Below are 19,793 nucleotides of genomic sequence, written 5' to 3'. Positions count from 1 at the left end.
ATCGATGCACAATTTAAACTTTGCCGTTATCTTCGCAAAAAAGCCGCAGGCTAACCGCTATTTTCATATGAGCAAAGTATCAATACTCGGACTAAAACTGCCTACCGATCCACGATGGGTGAATCTGGCAGCCATTTCATTACAGGACATTCTTACGGATCACGCCTATTGCGAACAAAAAGCGGCATCTTCCGCCATTTCACTGATCCAGCGCAACCCGGAAAGAACACGACTGGTAGAGGAACTGGCGCCCATCGTTACAGAAGAATGGGGACACTTCCGGCAGGTACTTGCTGAAATGAAAAAACGCGGCCTCTCTTTAGGACGGCAACGGAAAGATGATTATGTAAATGCACTGATGGATAACCGGGTGAAAGGTGGTCATGCCGACGACAGCTTCCTCGATGCCCTGCTGATCTTTGCATTGATCGAAGCCCGCAGCTGTGAACGTTTCCGTTTATTGAGTGAAGGTTTGGAAGATGAATACATGCGCGAATTCTACCGCAAATTCATGATCTCCGAAGCAGGACACTACCGCCTTTTTATTGACCTCGCCAATGAATATTTCCCGGAAGAAAAAGTGCGGGACCGCTGGCAGGAATGGCTAAAAATGGAAGCAGAAATATTGCAGAATATTGATGTCCGTGGTGACAGAATGCACTAAGCGGACGTTGTCTTTTTCAGGATTACACTGAAAAAGACAACATCCCTGTTAGAAGTTAAACCCGAGGTTCACATAAAACTTCAGCCGGCCCGACTGATCATTATACATCACTGTGGCCTCTACTGGTCCCAGGCGGCTGCTGTAGCCCCCGCCCAAACCGTAACCGGCCAGGTACTCGTATTTTCCGCCACCGGAAATTTCCCCGTCATATACCGCCGCGCCAACCCGTGGGATAGCAAAAATATTCCGGAGCACTTCGTACTGCCAGGCCACCTGCACCGCACTGATTTTTGGCGTAATCACTTCTCCCTCGTATATCCCCACAAAAGGCACCTGGTTGCGGGTGATATTGGTCATACCACCCACTACAAACGCGTTCACCACCGACTCTTTATAGTTAAGATTATACCCAATGTTGCCATCCAGCTCTATGGCCGACTTGCGGCCCACCGGGATATAATATTTCAGGTTCAGTGCCAGGCGCTGATAATCGTGGAAGTTTACGCCAAGCGTATCATAGTCCTGCTCTACTCCCTGCGAACTTACTTTAATGCCCGGGTGCTGATTGTAGATATGCCCCGCTTCCAGGTCCAGCAACAATCCTCTGGTAGGATATATTTTCTGGTTGAGGGAATTGATACCGAAATTAATATAGGTATTCAGCTGGTTGGTACTTCCCCGCACCTCCATAAAATTAGACAGCTGCGGCTTGTATTTGATATACTCCCAGCGTGTTCCCGCACCTATAGACATATTCCGGGTAAAGGTATACTGCATGTCCACATTTACGTTGGCATACTTGCTGCGATATGGTTGTAGCTTATTAAAATCAATATCATAAAAAGTAAGACCGTTATTTTCATAATACGTGCTCAAGCCAAACCCGAAGTTACGGCTGCGTCCCAGGTACTTGAAATACTCTGCTTCCAGTCGCGGGTTTTCGCTGATCACCGCCGTTACAAACGACCGGGAGTTGGGCACAATGAAATTCCGCTGTGTTAAGTTGATGATCGCATTTGCGCCGGTAAACGTGTTATAGTTCAGGGCAAACTTCACATAGGTAAGCGGGTTTTCTTCTACCTGTATATCCATCCGGCTTTTACCATATCCTTCCGGCACCAGGTTATAGGTAATGAGTTTATAGAAGCGGGTGCCGTATACATTCAGGATGGCATTTCGTAGCTGCGATGGCGTATAACAACCGCCGGGTTTGAGATGCAGCCGTTGTAAAAAGAATTTCTGATCGGAGTGAATCAGGCCGTTCACATGTATGCTGCTCAATTCTATATCTGTAGCAAATGGCAGACGGTCCGCCACAAAAGGAGGCTGTGGATATAACGCATTCAATGAATCTGCGAGATGCTTAAAAACCGGGTACATCTCCCTTCCTTTCCTGCGCCCGGCTTCAATAATAGAGTCCACGCTGCCAAAGCTGGCGGCGGAATAGTTCTCCAGCTCCTTATTCATCGGCACATAAATATCACAGTGTTTAATGGCTTTGGTAAAATCGTCCGCATCTTTATAAAATCCCAGCTGGTAAAGGATATCAAAAGGAGTAACCAGCTGATCTGCTTTACGCAGACCGCCGCTCACATTGGCGCCAATCACGATATCTGCGCCCATTTCCTTCGCGGTGATCACAGGGAAGTTACGGACTACCCCTCCGTCCACCAGCTTGCGGTCGCCGATTTTTACGGCGGTGAAAACAGAAGGGATGGCCATGCTGGCACGCAGACTGGTCACAATTTCACCGCTGTCGAGCGTTACAATAGCACCGGTAGCTACATCGGTAGCAATACATTTAAAAGGGATATTAAAGTCTTCAAAGTTTTTGATATCCTTTACGGGCCAGCACAGCTTGGCCAGCTCCAGCCACAACGCTTCCCCGGAAATTACGCCGGAAGCCAGTTTGGGCTTGCCATATTCAAAAGGAATTTCGATGATGTATTTGTTATACTCCCGTTTTTCTTCATAGGAAATATCAGTAAGAACGGGCTGGTTGGAGAACAAACTGTTCCAGTTCAGTTTACGGGCGGCTTCTTCAATTTTATTCCCGGAATACCCCATTGCATACAGGGAGCCCACGATGCTTCCCATGCTGGTGCCGGTTACCAGGTCTACTTTCAGCCCGGCGCTGTCTATCGCTTCGAGGATGCCGATGTGCGCAAGGCCCCGGGCTCCGCCGCCGCTGAGCGTTAATCCTATTTTTGGTCTGTTGCTGATCGTTTGCTGAGCCTTCACGGTATAGTGACACGTAATACAAGCTAACAACAATAAACTGATAACACGCCAGATATGAGCTTTTGATCCCTGCTTCATTGTAAATAATTGGCCCTTATTAAAGATAAGGCTTTATAAACATTCCCGGATGTTAAGCACAAGAGATTTTTAGTTAGACATTTGCTCTCATAGTAAATATTCATTATCTTATTCCCCGCAAAAAGCTCACTACTAAAAGCTAGCGTTTACAATTAACACGTATGAAGAACTCGCTCCCCTCGCAAAACATCTGGCAGGTTATCATGGCCTCGTCGGCTGGTACGCTCATTGAATGGTACGACTTTTACATTTTTGGCAGCTTATCCGCCATCATTGCTGAAAAGTTTTTCCCGCCCAGTAATCCGCAGCTGGCCTACATTGCCACGCTGGCCACCTTTGCCGTAGGCTTTATTGTGCGCCCCTTTGGCGCTATTGTATTTGGCCGCCTCGGCGATATGGTAGGACGTAAATATACCTTCCTGCTCACGCTGCTCATCATGGGCGGCTCCACCTTCGCTATCGGCCTTATTCCCAGCTACCATACCATTGGTATACTGGCGCCCATACTGGTACTGATCCTCCGCCTGGCGCAGGGCCTGGCCCTGGGTGGCGAATATGGCGGCGCCGCTACCTATGTGGCAGAACATTCGCCCGACAACCGGCGCGGCTACTACACCAGCTTCATACAAACCACCGCCACACTGGGCCTGTTTGTATCGCTGGGTGTAATCCTCGTTACCCGCATGCTCATGACACCCGATGATTTCAACAACTACGGCTGGAGGATACCTTTCCTTTTGTCGGTGTTGCTGGTCATTATGTCCTATTACATACGGATACGCCTGCACGAATCCCCGCTGTTTGCGCAGATGAAAAAGGAAGGTAAAACCTCCACCAACCCCATCAAGGAAAGCTTTGCCAATAAGGAAAACCTGAAACTGGTAATGATAGCGCTGTTTGGCGCCGCGATGGGTCAGGGCGTGGTTTGGTACACCGGACAGTTCTATGCGCTTTCTTTTCTCCAGAAAACTATGAACATAGAATTTGTGCAATCCAATATCATCATTGCCATTGCACTGCTGCTGGGTACGCCGTTCTTTATTTACTTCGGCTCCCTGTCCGACCGCATCGGCCGTAAAAAGATCATGCTAACAGGCATGCTGCTGGCGGCTCTCGCCTACTATCCGATCTATAAAGCGATGGATAATATCGGGAATGTGCAACTGAAGCAGGAACAAACTGAGCTTTTCAGGATAGAAAGTAATTCTGCCAAAAGTGAATCCGGGGAACTGGTACTCAAAACCACCCGCGTACACAGCTATACGGATGGCAGCATCCTGAAGGAAACAGCGGATAAAAAGGAACTAACCGTAAGCCGTATGAATATCCTGTGGCTGGTGATCCTGATATTCATCCAGGTACTGTTTGTAACAATGGTATATGCGCCTATTGCGGCTTTCCTCGTGGAACTGTTCCCCACACGCATCCGGTATACGTCCATGTCGCTCCCCTACCATATTGGTAACGGCGTTTTCGGCGGACTGCTACCCACCATTTCCACCATCCTGGTTACCAATACCGGCAACCACCTGGCAGGATTGATCTACCCGATTGGTATTGCTGTGATCTGTTTTGTAGTTGGTATTATTTATCTGAAAGATAAAAGAGGTATTCCGTTGTAAACGGGGTAAAGCGGAGGGATATTCCCTCCGCTTTACTATTGAAAACGTTGCAGCAGATCATCCAGCTTCAGTTGCGGATGAGCCGCCATCAGCTGTTGTACCTTTGCCGCATAATGCTGTAGAAACTGCCGGTGCTGGGCACTTTCCGGGTTAAAGGGCCGGTGATTGGCCGCCCGGTTTATTTCTGCAATGCTGTGCAGCAGTTCCTGGCTGGCCGGACTGATACCCGCCTTCACCACCTGCTCCCAAACATAGTTCACCGCCAGTTCATTGGGATGCACCATATCTTCTTTATAAAAACGGTAATCGCGCAAATCATCTATCACCAGCTCATATGCCGGGAAATAAAACAGCCGGTTAAACTTATTCACCAGGTGATGAACCGCCTGCAGTAGTATGGCTTTGCTGAGATTATTTTCCACCACCCCATCACGGATGTAGCGCACCGGGCTAACGGTGAAGAGTATATTAATTTTCTTGTTACGGAAAAATAGCCGATGCATCACATTATCCAGCGCCGTCACTATTTCATCTACGGTGAGCAGGCGTTTGTAGAAGTTTCCGGCCGGCACCTTATGACAGTTACCCACCAGGCGGTTATTTTCTTTTAAGATGTATGCATGCGCGGACCCCAGCGTAATCACGAGCCAATCGGCGTTTTCAATAGCATGCGTGGCGGCCGCCTGCATCCGGGAAATGTTGTCCAGCGTGGCTTCCGGCGTAAGGCCGGAGAAACGGCTGTGATGATCCCAGCTGTTCCAGAGGTCATTGTGCTGGAAAAGATCTCCGGGCGTATATACTTTCCCGTCGAGATAGGAAGTAAGGGCTTTGGTAATGCTAAGCGGATTGTATAAAATACCATGAGGGTTCACCACGGTATTAAAGCGGTGCTCCTGCAGCTTTTCACCGATTTCTTCTGCAAAACAGGACCCCATCAGCAATAGCTCATGATCGTACTGGATAGCTGCAGACAATGGCGCTACCGGAAAGCTTAAATGAAATTGCATGTAATACAGTTAATCTTTAAAAACAGCATCTGCCAGTCGCTGTGTGCCCCTCAATGCCGTCATATCCAGTGTGAGCGGCTCTTTCCGCTGATGGCAGAAAGCAATCATGTTTTCCGTAGCCAGGTTGCCTACCAGCTCATCTTTAGCCATGGGGCAACCGCCGATTCCTTTAATTGCGCTGTCAAACCGTTTGCAGCCCTGCTCATAGGCGGCCAGCACCTTATCTTCCCAGTTATGCGGTGCTGCGTGAAAATGTGCGCCGAACTCCACATCCGGGTACGCGGGGATGAGGTGTTTGAACAGGCCGGTAATAGTAGCGGCATCTGCAACACCTACTGTATCAGCGAGGGAAATAACGCCGATTTCCATCTTCACCATTTCTTCTACCCACTGTAATACAATTTCCGGGCTGTAAGGGTCTCCGTAAGGATTACCAAAGCCCATAGAAATATAGATTACCAGTTCTTTCCTGTTCTTAATGCACAGTTCCTGCATGGAATGTACCTGTTCCAGGGATTCGGCAATTGTTTTATTGGTATTTCTTAACTGGAAAGTTTCTGATATGGAGAAGGGAAAACCCAGGTAATTTATTTCATCAAATACCACCGCTTCTTCTGCTCCCCGCAGGTTGGCCACAATGGCCAGCAGCTTACTTTTGGAGCCAGACAGCTGCAGTCGGGGGATCACGTCTTTGGTGTCTGCCATCTGTGGGATGGCTTTGGGAGATACAAAGCTGCCAAAATCGATCGTATCAAAGCCTACTTTTAACAGGGAATTCAGATACTGCACTTTTTCATCCGTACTGATCATTCTGTGCCAACCCTGCATGGCATCACGAGGGCATTCAACTAGTTTTAGCATAGTAAACCATTTTCTTTGCGGGTTCCCGCGGGTCCGCTTAAATATTTACCGTTCTTTGTTTCAGCGCTTCATATAAAATGATGCCGGCTGCCACAGATACGTTGAAGGATTCGAAGTTGCCAGCCATCGGAATACGGAATAACACATCAGAAGCCTTTATCAGCGCGGGGTACACGCCTTTGTCTTCCGAACCCATGATCACCGCCACCGGCTCCCGGAGATCGCAATCGTACAACTTTATTTCCGTTTCCATTTCACTCGCCATTACCTTGATACCGTTGAGATGCAGGGTATCAATGGCTTTGTTCAGGCTGTTGACCCGGCAAACCGCGATACTTTCCAATGCACCGGCAGACGATTTCACGGCCTCTTCATTCAGTGCGGCAATGCCTTTATCAGGAATAATGATGGCCTGTGCGCCGCAACACACCGCACTGCGGGCAATTGCGCCTATATTACGTACATCTGTAATACCATCCAGTATGAGGAACAGCGGGGTTTCGCCCTTTTCTGTAACATGCGAAATCACATCCTGCAGATCCAGGTAGGTTACGTTGCCGGCAATGGCTACCACTCCCTGGTGATTGGCCTGGGTAAGCCCATTAAGCTTCTCCACCGGAACATAGTTGATGGGGATATTGTTGGTTTGGGCCAGCTCCCTTATTTGCGGAATGATGTCGCCGGTAGCGGTGCGCAGCATGAAGATGCGCTCAATCGACTTCCCGGTGCTCAGGGCTTCCAATAACGGCTGACGGCCAATAATCATGGTAGATTGCTTTGCCCGCTGCGTTGCATATTTTTTCGGGCCTCGTTGCCCGTCTCTTCTTTCACCTTTGAAAGCGTTAAATTTCCTTTCCATTTGCTGCAAAGGTAACGGGTTTATTTGTTTAATAAGCCTTCATAGCCCATTAGCTTTACTTTTTGTATGGCCGCTACCGATAAGGAATCCGTGATCTCAAAGTCATTTACCATCCGGTAGGCTTCTTCAAAAGGCACTTTTTTAACAATCAGCTGCTCGGTTTCTTCGGGTTCAGCCTCCCGTTGCTCCAGTCCCCGCGCCAGGAACACCACACCTTCTTCATCAGAAACAGAATTGGACAGCGCCATGCGCGTAATCACTTCCCAATGAGATGCCACCAGGCCGGTTTCTTCCAGTAATTCCCTTTTGGCGGTATCCAGCGCAGTTTCTTTTCCCAGCGGAGCGCCGCCCTCAGGGATTTCCCAGCAAAACTGCTTTAACGGGAAACGGTATTGCCCTACGAGGTAAATATTCATATCATCGTCCAGCGCCACTACTCCCACCGCGAGGTTCTTAAAATGTACCACGCCGTAAATACCGGCGCTACCGGCAGGATTTAATCCCTCGTGATGCCATATACTGATCCAGTTATTGTCATATCGCATTTCCCGGGAGTGAATGGTCCAGGGATTCTTTGTTGTGTCCATCGTTTTTTACGGAGCAGCGCGCGGAAAGTTTCCTTCGCGCCCTGTTTTTTAAAGTGACTTATAATAGTAGTAGGAGTTCGTATCTTTTATGAACCCTTCTTTTTCGTAGAGTTTTTGTGCCCCGGTGTTGGCAATATAGGTTTGCAACATCAGCCAGGCAGCATGGGTAGACTTACCATATTCCGTCGCTTTATCCAGCAGGGCTTTGCCGGCGCCCATACCGCGGTGTTCTTCCAATACATACAGGTCGTTCAGCAACCAGCCTCTTTTCATTCCCAGGGAAGTGAAGATGGGATAAAGTTGTGTGAAACCAATAATTTCGGCATTCAGCATCACCACAAATATTACACTGTCTTTTTTCGCAATCCTTTCTGTAATAAAACCCAGTGCCCCTTTGAAATCGGGCGCCTGATCATAGTAGCCGCGGTAGGCATCAAACAATACCGCCACCTCATTCGTATGTAACTCCGTTGCCTGAATAACGTCCATAAGATAACAGATTTAAGAATCCATCTCAATTTAATTCATTTCCATAACAAAAGAAAAGATGCTCGTCCGGTAAACACCGGGGTGAGCATCTGTCTATTAACTTCTACCTTAAAAAATTATAGCTATTACTATTTTGCAGCCGCTGCAAGGCTTTTCTTACTTTTATTCACCGCACTGTTCACCAGGTATACGCCACCGATGGTGACCAGTGAACATACACCGGTTAACCAGGTGAGATTCTCGTGCAGGATGAGCCATCCCAGCAATACCGCCACCACCGGGTTGATGTAAGCATAAATGGATACCTGTGCAGGCGGAAGATTATTCAACGCAAACACATAAGCGGAATATGAAAACACCGAACCTACCAACACCAGGTACAACAGGCTTTCCCATAATTCAGTAGTAAAACTCTGCACTTCCACATGCTGTCCCAGGAACAAAGTAGCTACCAGCAACATGATGATGCCGCTAAAAAACATCTGGAATCCTGCGCCATACAGGTAATTCACACCCAGCGACCACTTCGCCGTAAGTACAGAACCCAGTGCCCAGAATATACAGGAGATAAAACCGATGATGATTCCGAACTGGAAATCCGGGTTCATGAGGCTTGATAAATAATTATAAAAGATACCTGCCACGCCGCCAAAGCCCAGGATCATACCAATGATCAGCTGTAAACTAAGCCGGGTACGTTGTACCAGGAAATAGCTGGTGATGGTGATCCAGATGGGAATGGTAGCTGCAATGATCGCTCCCAGTCCGCTGGGAATATATCTCAGCGCCCAGGTAAGCAAACCGTTACCACCACATAGCATGAGTGTACCAATGACAAATAATTTCGACAACACTATCTTCCCCGGTAATTTATATCCCTTCAGTAAAAAAAATCCGGTGATCAGAAATCCGGCTGTTGCCTGTCTTATGCCTGCCAGCATCACTCCGTGCATGTGTCTTACGCCCACACTGGATGCCAGGTAAGTGGTTCCCCAAAAAATACTTACAATGGCAAGCGCGATGTAAGCATTTGTATTTGATTTACGCATAAGCATATTTATTCACTATTTTTTCTGCCAGTACCTTCATGGTATCGTAGGCCAACAAAACATCTTTCCCGCTGGTGCGCCAGTTCACCAATGCCGCGCGGATGGCCGGCCGGCCGGCATAAGTGGTAGCAGTCATACATACCACGCCGCTGTCGTTCAGTGCATCCAGGTATTCCTGCACGGCTTCTGCCGCTGCTTCCGGCGCTACTTCCAGTGTGAAGCAAACCACGCAGAGCCTTACCGGTGATAGCACCACAAAATTCGGATCTGTGTCCAGCAGGCTGCCCAGTTGTTTGGCCAGTGAAATATTATTTTCAACGAGCCAGCGATATCCTTCTTTGCCGTATGCCATCAAAGAAAACCATGCCGGCAAAGCGCGTTGGCGGCGCGAGTTTTCGGGTATATAATTTATAAAATTAAATTGCGTTGCCGGGTCGCCCAGGTATGCAGCGCCTGCATTCTGGAATACGGCCGATTGTAACTCCGGGTGTCTGCAAAAGATCATCGCGGCATCATAAGGTACATTCAGCCATTTATGTGCATCGATGGTGATACTATCGGCCTGTTCCCATCCGTTCAGCAGGTGTTTCCACTGATCGCTGCAGGCGGCGAATCCGCCGAAAGCGGCATCTACATGCAGCCAGAAACCATATTCCTTTTTCAGTTGTACCAATGCGGCGATGTCATCAAAATCAACAGTGTTCACGGTGCCTGCATTGGCCACATAAATAATGGGAGTTCCCTTGTTCGCTTCGAGGTATTCTTTCAACGCGGCGATGTCCACACTTTCACGACCGGGCAATACCGGAACACGCACCAGGTTATTTCGGCCTATTCCCATCATTGAAATGGCTTTACCGATGCTGGAATGCGGCACGGCAGATACTACTTTCAGTCCTGGCAGTGCGGCAACACCATCGGCTGCAATGTCCACCCCATGCTGCAATCCCACCCATTGCCGGCCGGTAGCCAGGCCGGTGAAGTTGGACATGGTAGCGCCGGAAACAAAGCATCCTAAAAATGCTTCCGGCAGTCCGAATAATTCTTTCAGTAAAGCAATGGTTTCCGTTTCAACATAATATGCGGCTGAACTTTTATCAGAAGAATTGAGGTCCATTGCAGATGCGAGCCAGTCGCCCATCAGGGCGGCAGGCGTAACGCCGCCGGTTACAAAGCCCCAGTAGCGCGGCCCTGCGGCGGCGGTAATGCTGTTGCCATATTGTTGCCGGAAAGCTTCCAATGTAGCTGCACCTCCTATCCCGGTACCGGGAATGGATACACGGCTATTGATCTGCACCTTTTTATCGGCTGCCAGTTTATCTATTGCCGATAAAAACCTGCTGCTGAAATCCTTGGTTAACTGTAATAACTGATCTGTATGTTTCAGGTCTTCCTGCAATTTCAATTCCATGATTACTCGTTGTTGATGAGAATTTTCGGGTGGTAATGCAGGAACAAAATTGAGATAATTTATTATCTGAAAACAGATTCAGTTTTTGAAATATTGACCAGATCAGATTTTTCAGAACAAACCGGTAAATAAATCTGTGCGTTCATGTTCCAGGAGCCAGCGTTTACGCCAGAGACCACCGGCATAGCCGGTGAGCGTGCCATTGCTGCCAATTACGCGGTGACAGGGCACAATGATGGCCAGTTTATTTTTACCATTGGTAGTGCCTACTGCGCGGATGCTTTTGGGATTATGGATCCGGCGGGCGAGTTGCTGGTAAGAAATGGTTTGTCCGAATGGAATAACAGTTAGTTGTTGCCACACCGTTTGTTGAAACTCCGTTCCTTCCTGGGAAATGGGCAGGTCAAAAGTTTTGCGGTCGCCCGCAAAATATTCATACAGCTGCTGCGCGCAATCCAGCAGTAGTGCAGGCGCCTGAGGGAAATCCACTGCGGGTTTATCTGTAAAAGAAACAGCGTTTATAAAATGTGCTGTACCACTGATCAGCAGCGGTCCAACGGGGGTGTCTATACGTAGATGATACAATCCGTCTTCCATAAATTTAATCTATTGGGGTAATAGTGACCTCCACAAATAAAACGTGGCGTATGCTGCATGCTCCTTCCACGGCCTCGTATACTCCTGCAATGCTGGCATAGAAGGCTTCGCTTCCAAATTTAATCTATTTTTTATTGCATTCTGCAAACCAACATCTTCCAGTAAAACGGATTGCGGAAAACGGCGGTACTTCATCAGCGCATAGTTGGCCGACCAGTTACCGATTCCTTTCATGGCTACCAGGCTTTCACGCGCGGCTTCATAACTCATAGTATCCAGCGTAGCCTCGCTGAGCGCACCACTGGCCATTTGCCGGGCGGTTTCCACGAGGTACAATGCTTTACTGCGGGAAAACTGCATCGGCGTAAGCTGATCCGGTGTTAACGCGGCTATCACCTTTGGATGGGGGTATAAATAAAAATCGGTGTTGTCTACCACTACGTGATACCCAAACTGCCGGATAAACCGCTGCCGCAATGTATAGGCGAAGGCGAGGTTTATTTGCTGGCCTATCACGGGCCAGGTGATGGCCTCAAAAAGATCAGGCATACCTATCAGGCGAAGACCGTTATATTTTTCTGCCAGTCCTTTTAAGAGCGGGTCTGTTTGTGTATACTGATAGAATGGTTGCAGGTTCGCGTCCAGGTGCCACCAATGCGTGATATACCTGATAATGGGCGCTTCTGCCACCGCCTCCCCGGCGGGCGCCAGGACGGTTACTTCCAGGAAGTTGTTTTTTGAGCCGGGCGCAATTTCCACTACCACCGGTTCACCTTCCGACAACAGCATGCGCCGCACTTTTCCATGGTGTATATAATGCAAACATTCTTTATCCGATCTCCCGAGGAAACGCAGGCATTCTTCAAAGGAGAAATGCGCCGGGTCGTTGATGGGGATCTTTATTTTCTGCAAAGCCATGTTGCGAAAATACGGAAAGCGGGGATTTTTGATTTACGGTTTCTTGCGGATTTGCCCGGTTAAGCAAACATCCATTGGTATACCAGCGCTCCCGGTAACATGCCGGTAATACCGCCGATAATACTGGCCACGGCGTCCATTACATCGTGGTGTCCTTTGCCGGTGATTAATGAAAACAACTCAAAGCCATAACTGATAACGATGACCACTGCCAGGGCCACAAGGGCGGCCAGTAACGGGCGGCCGGGAAACGTTAATGCTGAAACCACTTCGAGTACCGCCCCCATGAGGATGCCTGCGAAAAAATGCTTCCATTTATCAGGCGCTATCTTATTAAACATATCCGATATAAAATTACCTGCGGGGAAGATAATATATATTCCGGAAGGCGTCTCCAACTAATCATTCAGCCGGAGACACCCTTATGATATTATCCCTGCGGCAATGTTCTTGATGTAATCGCAATGCGGTTCCATGAATTAATGGCGACAATGGCCATTGTGATAATTGCTATTTCCTGTTGCGTAAAAACGGCCTGTGCGGCTTTGTACACCTCATCCGGCACGCGGGTAGCGCTTACCAGCGTAACGGCTTCTGTAAGCGCGAGGGCAGCACGCTCCTTGTCGGTATAATAAGGCGCCTCTTCCCAGGCCGGCAGCCCGTAGATGCGTTGCTCCGTTTCTCCCATCTGGCGGGCTTCTTTGGTGTGCATATTCAGGCAGAAAGCGCAGCCATTGATCTGTGAGGCGCGGATCTTTATAAGTTCCGTGAGGGTTTTATCAAGGCCGCATTCGTTAACAAAAGCCTGCAATCCCATCATGGCTTTATATGCGCCGGGCAGGAGTTTGTAGATGTCCATTCTTGCTTCCATAATTATATTTTTTTAAGATGATTAGTAGAAAAACTGTTCACTGATAATTTTACCGTCGCATACTTTATAGATGCAAAGTTCATTTCTCGTCCGGCGGCCGACGCCGTTGACCGTTACATCCATCAGCAGCTGCACCGCGAAATAATCGTCGGCTACTACGGGCTCTGAGATCTCCAGCAGGTGTCTTTCCGAGATGCTGTCGAGGAATGCCTGCTCCTTTGCCATGATGGCTGTTAACCCGGTAGTGGTGCGGCCGTCCGGCTCCAGGTTTACCGCATCTTCATGGAACAGCGTGGCCTGTGCCTCCGGAAATTTCCACGCTCTGCAAAGTTGTACCAGCGTTTGTGCAATTCGTTTAACAGCAGTCATGATTGTGGGTTTAGGATTACAAAATAACGGCAAAAAACGCCACCAAAACAGATACAGAATTATCGATATTAAACCATAACAGATTAACTTTGGGAAGATGAAAAAGAATAACGGGTTTATCTATCTTCAGCTGGCGGAGAAGATCCAGCATATGATCAGTGAGGGCGTGTATGCGGTGGGCGACAAGCTGCCCTCTGTACGATCCCTGCACCAGGAGCACGGCATCAGCATCAGCACGGCGCTGCAGGTATACACCCACCTGGAAAAAAAAGGCTGGGTGGCCTCCCGGGAAAAATCAGGATACTTTGTACACTATTCAAAAAAATTACGCCCCGATCTGCCGCCGGTAACAAACCCTTTGCCTACTCCACTGAAAGTACAGATCAATGAAAAGCTGGCCATGTTCCGGAAAACCAGCGGATCACATAAAACCATTTCACTGATAGGCGCATCGCCGGATGTGGCGCTGCTACCGGATGTGAAGCTGAAGAAAGCGCTGCAGCTGGTAGCGCGTGAACTGGATACTTCGTATATCCCTTACGGTGATATTTACGGCCATGAACCTTTCCGGAAACACATTGCCAGGCATTGTCTTAACTGGGGCCGGGCGGTATCGCCGCAGGATATTATTGTTACCCACGGCGCTATTGAGGCTGCAGGTCTTTGCCTCCGCGCGGTAGCCAAAGCCGGCGATACCATTGCCATTGAGTCACCTACTTTTTTTGGGCTGCTGATGGCCATTGAGAGCCTGGGCATGAAAGCGCTGGAAATCCCCACCGACCCGGTAACCGGCGTGAGCCTGGATAAACTGGAAGACGCTTTTAAGCAAAAGAAAGTACAGGCTTGTCTTTTTGTAAGCAACTACAACAACCCGATGGGCTGTTGCATCCCCGACAACAGCAAGGAACAACTGGCGAAGCTGTTGAAAAAATACCAGGTGCCGCTGATAGAAGATGACGTGTACGGCGATCTGCATTTCGCACCAGAAAGACCCAGAACGGTGAAATCATATGACGAAGAAGGACTGGTACTTTACTGTTCGTCTTTCTCAAAGTCCATTGCCGCGGGGCTGCGCACGGGCTGGGTGATTGGCGGCCGTTACAGGGAAAAAATTGCGCAGTTGAAATTTATGGCCTCCGGCGCCACCGGGATGTTGCCGCAATTAGTACTGAGCAAATTCCTCGATCAGCAGCGGCTGGACCTGCACCTGAAATCGCTGCGGCAATCGCTGAGTATGCAAACCATGCAGATCACGAAAGCGATACAGGAGTATTTTCCGGAAGATACACAACTGACGCGCCCCAACGGCGGCATCAGTTTATGGGTAGTACTTTCGCCAAAAATAAACACCTGGAAGCTGCATGAAGAAGCGGTGGAGCAAGGGATCACGTTTACGCCCGGCGCACTGTTCTCCAGCCAGGACCGCTACCAGAACTGCATCCGGCTTACCAATGCCAACCCCTGGAGCGACGACCAGGACTGGGCCATTCAAACGCTGGGCAGGCTGATAGGGAAACAACTGCGATAGGCACGGGTGGCCGGCGGATGAACTACCGCATTCCTCTCTCCCGAAAAAATTAAAATAAAACAGATGCTATTTTTGTATTTTTGACCAGATCAGATTAGCAATGCCATGATAAAAACCGCCGATCACCTGTACCTGCAGGTAGCTGATAATATTGAACAGCTGATAGAAAAAGACGTGATGAAAATCGGGGAGAAACTGCCGTCTGTGCGCATGCTCAGCAAGCAACAAGGGATCAGTTTAACCACTGCCTTCCAGGCGTATTATCACCTGGAATCAAAAGGACTGATTGAGTCCAGGCCCAAATCCGGTTATTACATCCGCTTTAATTCCAGGCGCATGCCTGCCATGCCGGGTACCTGTGCGCCGGTAAAGAAAGCCAGTGAAGCCACGGTGAGCGATATGGTGATGGAAGTGTTCAGTCATATGAGGAACCCGAACATCCTGAACTTCTCTGTGGCTACGCCTCCGCCGGGACTAATGCCTGCCGCTAAAATGGCGAAGGCCGTGGTGCATGCGCTGCGTGACCTGCCCAACAATGGCATCGGCTATGAGGAGTTACAGGGCAACAAGCTGCTGCGCGGACAAATAGCCCGGATGTCGCTTGCCTGGGGCGGCGCCTATACGGAAGATGATATTATTACTACGAGTGGTTGCATGGATGCGCTGACGCTGTGCCTGTCGGCGGTAACACGCCCCGGCGACACCATTGCCATTGAAAGCCCCGCGTATTATGGCTCTATGCAGCTGGCGGAAAGTCTTGGCTTAAAAGTGCTGGAAGTGCCTACCCACCCGGTTTCCGGCATTGATCTCGATTATCTCGACAAAGCCATTCCGCGTCATAAAATCAAAGCCTGTTTATTTGTTACCAACTACAACAACCCGTTGGGTTCCTGTATGCCGGATAAAAATAAAAAGGCGCTGGTAGACATGATGGTGAAGTATGATATAGCGTTGATAGAAGATGATATTTACGGCGATCTGTATTTTACAAAACAACGTCCTGCCAATTGCAAAACGTTTGATAAATACGGTCATGTGTTGTTATGTAATTCCTTTTCCAAATCGCTGGCGCCCGGCTACCGCGTTGGCTGGACGTTACCGGGAAAATATAAGGAAAAGGTGCTGATGATGAAACAGAACCACTCTATTGCCTGTGCATCGCTGCCACAGGCGGCGGTAGGGCATTTCCTGGAAATAGGCCGGTACGAATTTCACCTGCGCAATTTGCGGAAGGTGCTGCACACCCAGAGTTTACGGTATTCACAGGCCATCAGCGAATATTTCCCGGAGAGCACCAGGATATCACGGCCGCAGGGAGGTTGCGTGCTTTGGGTGGAACTCGACGAATCCATCAATACATTTGAACTGTTCCAGCAGGCGCTGAAACATAAGATCAGCTTCTGTCCCGGCAGGATTTTTTCTTTGCAGAATAAATACAACAACTGTTTACGTATCAGTTTTGGCCCGGTATGGAGCAAGCAGGTGGATGACGGGTTGAAAACGCTGGGGAAACTGATCCGGAAGATGGGCTAAAAAAGCGAAGACCGGAATAAGATTATTCCGGCCGCTGTTAAACCTACAACTTAAAATTTTTAAAGTTGCTGCCAGATACCCGTATAGCAAGCGGCATCCGGCAGGCAACCAATGGGGTTTGCAAACATCCTAAACAACCGTTAACTGTAAATCAACAAAGAATTTTTTAAAGTCCCTGCTGCCGGTGCAGCATTTGCACAATGCTGCACACTGCAACGCCAGGATCATTTATTAAGCGATCAACGGGTGCACCATAAGGCCGCCGTCTACATTATATTCTGCACCTGTAATAAACGAAGCATCATCGGATGCCAGGAAAGTGACCAGGCTGGCAATATCTTCCGGTTGTCCTAACCTGCCCAGGGGCGTGATATTGCTCAGGTGTGTCCTGGCTTCATCCGGCAATCCTGCTTTCTCCAGTAGTGGCGTGCTGATAATACCGGGGTTCACTATGTTTACCCGTATTTTCCTTTCCGCCAGTTCCCTCGATAATGTTCTGCCCAATGAATTCAGTGCTGCTTTACTGGCAGACAGTACTGTGGCATTGGGTGTTCCTGAATATGCGTTCAGGGCCGACAGCAGCGTGATAGAGCCGCCATCGCTGATGAGGGGAAGTAATTGCTGGATGGTGAAATAAGCACCTTTGAAGTTAATGTTCATTAATTCATCGTATTGTGCCTCTGTTACCGTTTCAAACGGCGCTAATTTCGCCACGCCAGCATTTACAAATAAGGAATCTATTTTCCCGAAACGGCCCTGCAGGTATTCATACAGGCGCCGTATATCATTCATGTCTGACTGATCTGCTTTAAAACCTTCTGCAGGGTGGCCCAGTGCGTGTACGGCCTTTTGTACCGCACCAGGCTGACGACCTGTTATCAAAACCTTTGCTCCTTTTGCTAAAAATGCCTTTGCTGTTGTGTATCCAATTCCACTGTTACCGCCTGTGATAACAACTATTTTGTCTTTCAGAGATGACATGAATGATGTTTGTTTGAGATTAACCGATTAATGGATGAACACTGATACCTCCGTCGATATTGTACTCTGCACCTGTGATAAAGGATGCGTCGTCTGATGCGAGGAAAGAAACCAGTTTGGCAATTTCTTCCGGTTGTCCTATTCTGCCTATCGGTAATGCTTTGGCCAATTGTTCTTCACTGATCGCTTCTTTTGGAATACCTGCCTTTTCAAGGATAGGTGTGGCTACCGGTCCGGGGTTTACAATATTTACCCGGATTTTCCTGGAGGCCAGCTCCCTTGATAAGGTGCGTCCCAGCGAGTTGAGTCCTGCTTTGCTGGCGCTGTATACTACTGCTCCCGGCATACCTGCGAGTGCATTTACGGAAGACAATAAAATAATGGTACCACCCTCGTTGATCAGCGGCAGCAGATGCTGCACGGTGAAGAAGGCGCCCTTCAGGTTAATGTCCATTACCGTATCAAAGGAAGCTTCTGTTACATCAGCAAATGATGCAAACGCTGCTACTCCCGCATTCACAAACAGGATGTCTATTTTGCCATAACGGTCACGCACATACTCCGCTAGTTTCTGTGAGTCATTTATTTTTCCCTGGTCTGCGATAAAACTATCTATCTCTCCTCCTAACGCTGCCACAGCCTGCTGTACGGCTTCCGGCTTGCGTCCTGTAATCAATACCTTTGCTCCTTTCGCCAAAAAATCTGCTGCTGTTGCATATCCTATACCGCTGTTACCGCCCGTGATGACAGCTGTTTTATTCTGTAACTGGTCCATTCTATTGATTTATTTAAGTTTATCAATGTGTCATGTCTAAAAAAAAGAGAAAATCTTTCTCTATCAATCCATTAATTTAAAAGTATCAATATATATAAGTATAAAAAAAGCTGTTGGTTACCCGCCCGGTAGCACCTCAGCCCCTTTTTGTACCTAACTTAATTGTAAAAAGAACATAGACAACTGTTTCATCATCTCCTTATTGAGCGTCAGCTCCAGAGATCTCCCATTTTTCACAGAATGCAGTACGCCACTATCTACCAGGATCTTTACGTGATGCGACACCGTAGGCTGCGACAAACACGTAAACCCGCACACATCACCACAAACCAGCTTTCCCTTCTTAACAACCTCCATTATAATAGATAATCGATGTTTGTCGGCGATGGCATTTGCTGCTTTTTCTATAACTGCTAAATCCATAAAGCAAAAGTAAGACTATTTTTGAAATATCGAAATATTTCGATGAATATTTTTTTCCGCCCCCTCTTTTTTGGCCTGAACCTGCTCCTTCCGGTAAGCGGCCGGGGTAAGGCCGTAATACTTTTTAAAGAGCCGGCTCATATGACTTTCGTCTGTAAACCCCAGCTCATCGGCGATTTCCGAAATGGTGAGGTCGCTATAGCTCACCCTGAGCTGCACCAGGTTGAGTTTGTGATGAATAATGAATTGCTGCAGGCTCTCGTTCGTTTGCTTCTTGAAAAACTCCCCGATATAGTGCGGGGAAAGATTGAATTGTTTCGCCAGGTGCTCCTGCTTCAGCATATCGGGGCAATAAATATATTGCCGGATATACCCGATCATCCGGCTGATCAACGGAGCGGCGTTGTCTGTTCCATCTACATTTATATCCTGCGCCACATTCCGCGCTACTATATTCAACAGCAAACTTACATAGTGCTGCAGGTTTTGCTGGTAATAGGGCGGCTTCTTCTCATATTCATCCATCATATTGCAGATGAGCACCATGATCATGTCACAATCGTTCTCCTGGCTGATCAATAACTGTTCCTGCCGGTTGTGGTAAAAGAACAGGTACTCCAGTTGCCGGAGCCACTCGCCCAGCCTCGCCTTTTCGGACGCAGAATGAGACATGCCCACAAACATTTCAGAAAAGCGGATCGATACAAACTTTGTAGGCGTTTCTTCTTCAAACCCGCGGCAGTCGCGCGGCGTAAATAAAAACAGGCTGCCTTTATGATAAGGGAACCGGTTATTATTTACCGTCCGGAACCCGCTACCTTCGCGGATATGGATGATCTCAAAAAAGAAATACACCTTCGGCTGCGGATCCCAATCCGACATATCTGCCTGTAACAACTCAAACGGCGTATATAAATTTCTTTCTCCCAT

The 19,793-nt window shown here is 48.4% G+C and carries 21 protein-coding genes; 4 read left to right on the top strand and 17 right to left on the bottom strand.

Annotation, left to right across the window (positions count from 1 at the left end; genetic code table 11):
• Positions 1-67: 67 nt before the first annotated feature.
• The gene (gene miaE / locus B5Z18_RS31265) at positions 68-664 is read left to right on the top strand and encodes a MiaE family protein (RefSeq protein WP_079473531.1); all 597 of its coding nucleotides are present in this window, start codon (positions 68-70) and stop codon (positions 662-664) included.
• Between the two features lie 48 nt (positions 665-712).
• On the opposite strand, the gene B5Z18_RS31260 is transcribed toward miaE, so the two are convergent.
• Positions 713-2,983, bottom strand: coding sequence for a patatin-like phospholipase family protein (locus B5Z18_RS31260; protein ID WP_079473491.1), 2,271 nt, complete (start codon positions 2,981-2,983; stop codon positions 713-715).
• Positions 2,984-3,144: 161 nt separating this feature from the next.
• On the opposite strand from B5Z18_RS31260, the gene B5Z18_RS31255 reads away from it, so the two are divergent.
• Positions 3,145-4,605 carry an MFS transporter gene (locus B5Z18_RS31255; RefSeq protein WP_079473490.1) on the top strand — a complete coding sequence of 487 codons (1,461 nt, stop codon included), beginning with the start codon at positions 3,145-3,147 and terminating at the stop codon, positions 4,603-4,605.
• 35 nt (positions 4,606-4,640) lie between these two features.
• On the opposite strand, the gene B5Z18_RS31250 is transcribed toward B5Z18_RS31255, so the two are convergent.
• The 12 genes from B5Z18_RS31250 to B5Z18_RS31195 form a co-directional block, all read right to left on the bottom strand.
• Positions 4,641-5,612, bottom strand: a complete 972-nt coding sequence (locus tag B5Z18_RS31250) for a GSCFA domain-containing protein (protein ID WP_079473489.1) — start codon at positions 5,610-5,612, stop codon at positions 4,641-4,643.
• Between the two features lie 9 nt (positions 5,613-5,621).
• Positions 5,622-6,473, bottom strand: a complete 852-nt coding sequence (locus B5Z18_RS31245; protein ID WP_079473488.1) for a hydroxymethylglutaryl-CoA lyase — start codon at positions 6,471-6,473, stop codon at positions 5,622-5,624.
• A 37-nt stretch (positions 6,474-6,510) separates the two neighbouring features.
• Positions 6,511-7,332: a 23S rRNA (guanosine(2251)-2'-O)-methyltransferase RlmB gene (gene rlmB, locus B5Z18_RS31240; protein WP_235016096.1), complete on the bottom strand. Its 822-nt coding sequence runs from the start codon at positions 7,330-7,332 to the stop codon at positions 6,511-6,513.
• A gap of 20 nt (positions 7,333-7,352) precedes the next feature.
• Positions 7,353-7,919, bottom strand: coding sequence for an NUDIX domain-containing protein (locus tag B5Z18_RS31235; RefSeq protein WP_079473487.1), 567 nt, complete (start codon positions 7,917-7,919; stop codon positions 7,353-7,355).
• 48 nt (positions 7,920-7,967) lie between these two features.
• A complete protein-coding gene (locus B5Z18_RS31230; RefSeq protein WP_111579120.1) occupies positions 7,968-8,408 on the bottom strand; it encodes a GNAT family N-acetyltransferase in 441 nt (146 codons plus the stop codon).
• A 128-nt stretch (positions 8,409-8,536) separates the two neighbouring features.
• Positions 8,537-9,457: an EamA family transporter gene (locus tag B5Z18_RS31225; protein WP_111579119.1), complete on the bottom strand. Its 921-nt coding sequence runs from the start codon at positions 9,455-9,457 to the stop codon at positions 8,537-8,539.
• Positions 9,450-10,868, bottom strand: a complete 1,419-nt coding sequence (locus tag B5Z18_RS31220) for a pyridoxal phosphate-dependent decarboxylase family protein (protein WP_079473485.1) — start codon at positions 10,866-10,868, stop codon at positions 9,450-9,452. The genes B5Z18_RS31225 and B5Z18_RS31220 overlap by 8 nt, the downstream gene beginning before the upstream one ends.
• A 111-nt stretch (positions 10,869-10,979) precedes the next feature.
• Positions 10,980-11,465 carry a methylated-DNA--[protein]-cysteine S-methyltransferase gene (locus B5Z18_RS31215; RefSeq protein WP_111579117.1) on the bottom strand — a complete coding sequence of 162 codons (486 nt, stop codon included), beginning with the start codon at positions 11,463-11,465 and terminating at the stop codon, positions 10,980-10,982.
• 9 nt (positions 11,466-11,474) lie between these two features.
• Positions 11,475-12,383, bottom strand: a complete 909-nt coding sequence (locus B5Z18_RS31210; protein ID WP_079473484.1) for a DNA-3-methyladenine glycosylase family protein — start codon at positions 12,381-12,383, stop codon at positions 11,475-11,477.
• 59 nt (positions 12,384-12,442) lie between these two features.
• Positions 12,443-12,724 carry a hypothetical protein gene (locus B5Z18_RS31205; RefSeq protein WP_133256226.1) on the bottom strand — a complete coding sequence of 94 codons (282 nt, stop codon included), beginning with the start codon at positions 12,722-12,724 and terminating at the stop codon, positions 12,443-12,445.
• 89 nt (positions 12,725-12,813) lie between these two features.
• Positions 12,814-13,254: a carboxymuconolactone decarboxylase family protein gene (locus B5Z18_RS31200; RefSeq protein ID WP_079473482.1), complete on the bottom strand. Its 441-nt coding sequence runs from the start codon at positions 13,252-13,254 to the stop codon at positions 12,814-12,816.
• Positions 13,255-13,275: 21 nt separating this feature from the next.
• Entirely contained in the window at positions 13,276-13,623 is a 348-nt protein-coding gene (locus B5Z18_RS31195; protein ID WP_079473481.1) for a nuclear transport factor 2 family protein, read from the bottom strand.
• Between the two features lie 97 nt (positions 13,624-13,720).
• Between B5Z18_RS31195 and B5Z18_RS31190 the strand changes: the two genes are divergently transcribed.
• Positions 13,721-15,151, top strand: a complete 1,431-nt coding sequence (locus B5Z18_RS31190) for an aminotransferase-like domain-containing protein (RefSeq protein ID WP_079473480.1) — start codon at positions 13,721-13,723, stop codon at positions 15,149-15,151.
• Between the two features lie 105 nt (positions 15,152-15,256).
• Positions 15,257-16,684: an aminotransferase-like domain-containing protein gene (locus B5Z18_RS31185; RefSeq protein ID WP_079473479.1), complete on the top strand. Its 1,428-nt coding sequence runs from the start codon at positions 15,257-15,259 to the stop codon at positions 16,682-16,684.
• 231 nt (positions 16,685-16,915) lie between these two features.
• Here B5Z18_RS31185 and B5Z18_RS31180 read toward each other — a convergent pair whose 3' ends face one another.
• From B5Z18_RS31180 to B5Z18_RS31165, 4 genes are all read right to left on the bottom strand, one after another.
• Complete coding sequence (locus B5Z18_RS31180) at positions 16,916-17,665, bottom strand: glucose 1-dehydrogenase (protein WP_079473478.1); 750 nt, start codon at positions 17,663-17,665, stop codon at positions 16,916-16,918.
• Between the two features lie 19 nt (positions 17,666-17,684).
• Entirely contained in the window at positions 17,685-18,440 is a 756-nt protein-coding gene (locus B5Z18_RS31175) for a glucose 1-dehydrogenase (RefSeq protein ID WP_079473477.1), read from the bottom strand.
• Positions 18,441-18,593: 153 nt separating this feature from the next.
• Positions 18,594-18,863 (bottom strand): ArsR/SmtB family transcription factor, encoded by a 270-nt coding sequence (locus B5Z18_RS31170; protein ID WP_079473476.1) that lies wholly within the window; start codon positions 18,861-18,863, stop codon positions 18,594-18,596.
• 15 nt (positions 18,864-18,878) lie between these two features.
• Complete coding sequence (locus B5Z18_RS31165) at positions 18,879-19,793, bottom strand: AraC family transcriptional regulator (protein ID WP_159454502.1); 915 nt, start codon at positions 19,791-19,793, stop codon at positions 18,879-18,881.

It is taken from the genome of Chitinophaga ginsengisegetis (assembly GCF_900168065.1).
GTDB lineage: Bacteria > Bacteroidota > Bacteroidia > Chitinophagales > Chitinophagaceae > Chitinophaga > Chitinophaga ginsengisegetis.
This window is presented reverse-complemented; position numbering and strand designations above follow the sequence as displayed.

Bases quoted from the DNA above. Each gene is read 5' to 3' on its own strand.
- miaE (WP_079473531.1), top strand. From the start codon at position 68: ATGAGCAAAGTATCAATACTCGGACTAAAACTGCCTACCGATCCACGA.
- B5Z18_RS31260 (WP_079473491.1), bottom strand. From the start codon at position 2,983: ATGAAGCAGGGATCAAAAGCTCATATCTGGCGTGTTATCAGTTTATTG.
- B5Z18_RS31255 (WP_079473490.1), top strand. From the start codon at position 3,145: ATGAAGAACTCGCTCCCCTCGCAAAACATCTGGCAGGTTATCATGGCC.
- B5Z18_RS31250 (WP_079473489.1), bottom strand. From the start codon at position 5,612: ATGCAATTTCATTTAAGCTTTCCGGTAGCGCCATTGTCTGCAGCTATC.
- B5Z18_RS31245 (WP_079473488.1), bottom strand. From the start codon at position 6,473: ATGCTAAAACTAGTTGAATGCCCTCGTGATGCCATGCAGGGTTGGCAC.
- rlmB (WP_235016096.1), bottom strand. From the start codon at position 7,332: ATGGAAAGGAAATTTAACGCTTTCAAAGGTGAAAGAAGAGACGGGCAA.
- B5Z18_RS31235 (WP_079473487.1), bottom strand. From the start codon at position 7,919: ATGGACACAACAAAGAATCCCTGGACCATTCACTCCCGGGAAATGCGA.
- B5Z18_RS31230 (WP_111579120.1), bottom strand. From the start codon at position 8,408: ATGGACGTTATTCAGGCAACGGAGTTACATACGAATGAGGTGGCGGTA.
- B5Z18_RS31225 (WP_111579119.1), bottom strand. From the start codon at position 9,457: ATGCGTAAATCAAATACAAATGCTTACATCGCGCTTGCCATTGTAAGT.
- B5Z18_RS31220 (WP_079473485.1), bottom strand. From the start codon at position 10,868: ATGGAATTGAAATTGCAGGAAGACCTGAAACATACAGATCAGTTATTA.
- B5Z18_RS31215 (WP_111579117.1), bottom strand. From the start codon at position 11,465: ATGGAAGACGGATTGTATCATCTACGTATAGACACCCCCGTTGGACCG.
- B5Z18_RS31210 (WP_079473484.1), bottom strand. From the start codon at position 12,383: ATGGCTTTGCAGAAAATAAAGATCCCCATCAACGACCCGGCGCATTTC.
- B5Z18_RS31205 (WP_133256226.1), bottom strand. From the start codon at position 12,724: ATGTTTAATAAGATAGCGCCTGATAAATGGAAGCATTTTTTCGCAGGC.
- B5Z18_RS31200 (WP_079473482.1), bottom strand. From the start codon at position 13,254: ATGGAAGCAAGAATGGACATCTACAAACTCCTGCCCGGCGCATATAAA.
- B5Z18_RS31195 (WP_079473481.1), bottom strand. From the start codon at position 13,623: ATGACTGCTGTTAAACGAATTGCACAAACGCTGGTACAACTTTGCAGA.
- B5Z18_RS31190 (WP_079473480.1), top strand. From the start codon at position 13,721: ATGAAAAAGAATAACGGGTTTATCTATCTTCAGCTGGCGGAGAAGATC.
- B5Z18_RS31185 (WP_079473479.1), top strand. From the start codon at position 15,257: ATGATAAAAACCGCCGATCACCTGTACCTGCAGGTAGCTGATAATATT.
- B5Z18_RS31180 (WP_079473478.1), bottom strand. From the start codon at position 17,665: ATGTCATCTCTGAAAGACAAAATAGTTGTTATCACAGGCGGTAACAGT.
- B5Z18_RS31175 (WP_079473477.1), bottom strand. From the start codon at position 18,440: ATGGACCAGTTACAGAATAAAACAGCTGTCATCACGGGCGGTAACAGC.
- B5Z18_RS31170 (WP_079473476.1), bottom strand. From the start codon at position 18,863: ATGGATTTAGCAGTTATAGAAAAAGCAGCAAATGCCATCGCCGACAAA.
- B5Z18_RS31165 (WP_159454502.1), bottom strand. From the start codon at position 19,793: ATGGGAGAAAGAAATTTATATACGCCGTTTGAGTTGTTACAGGCAGAT.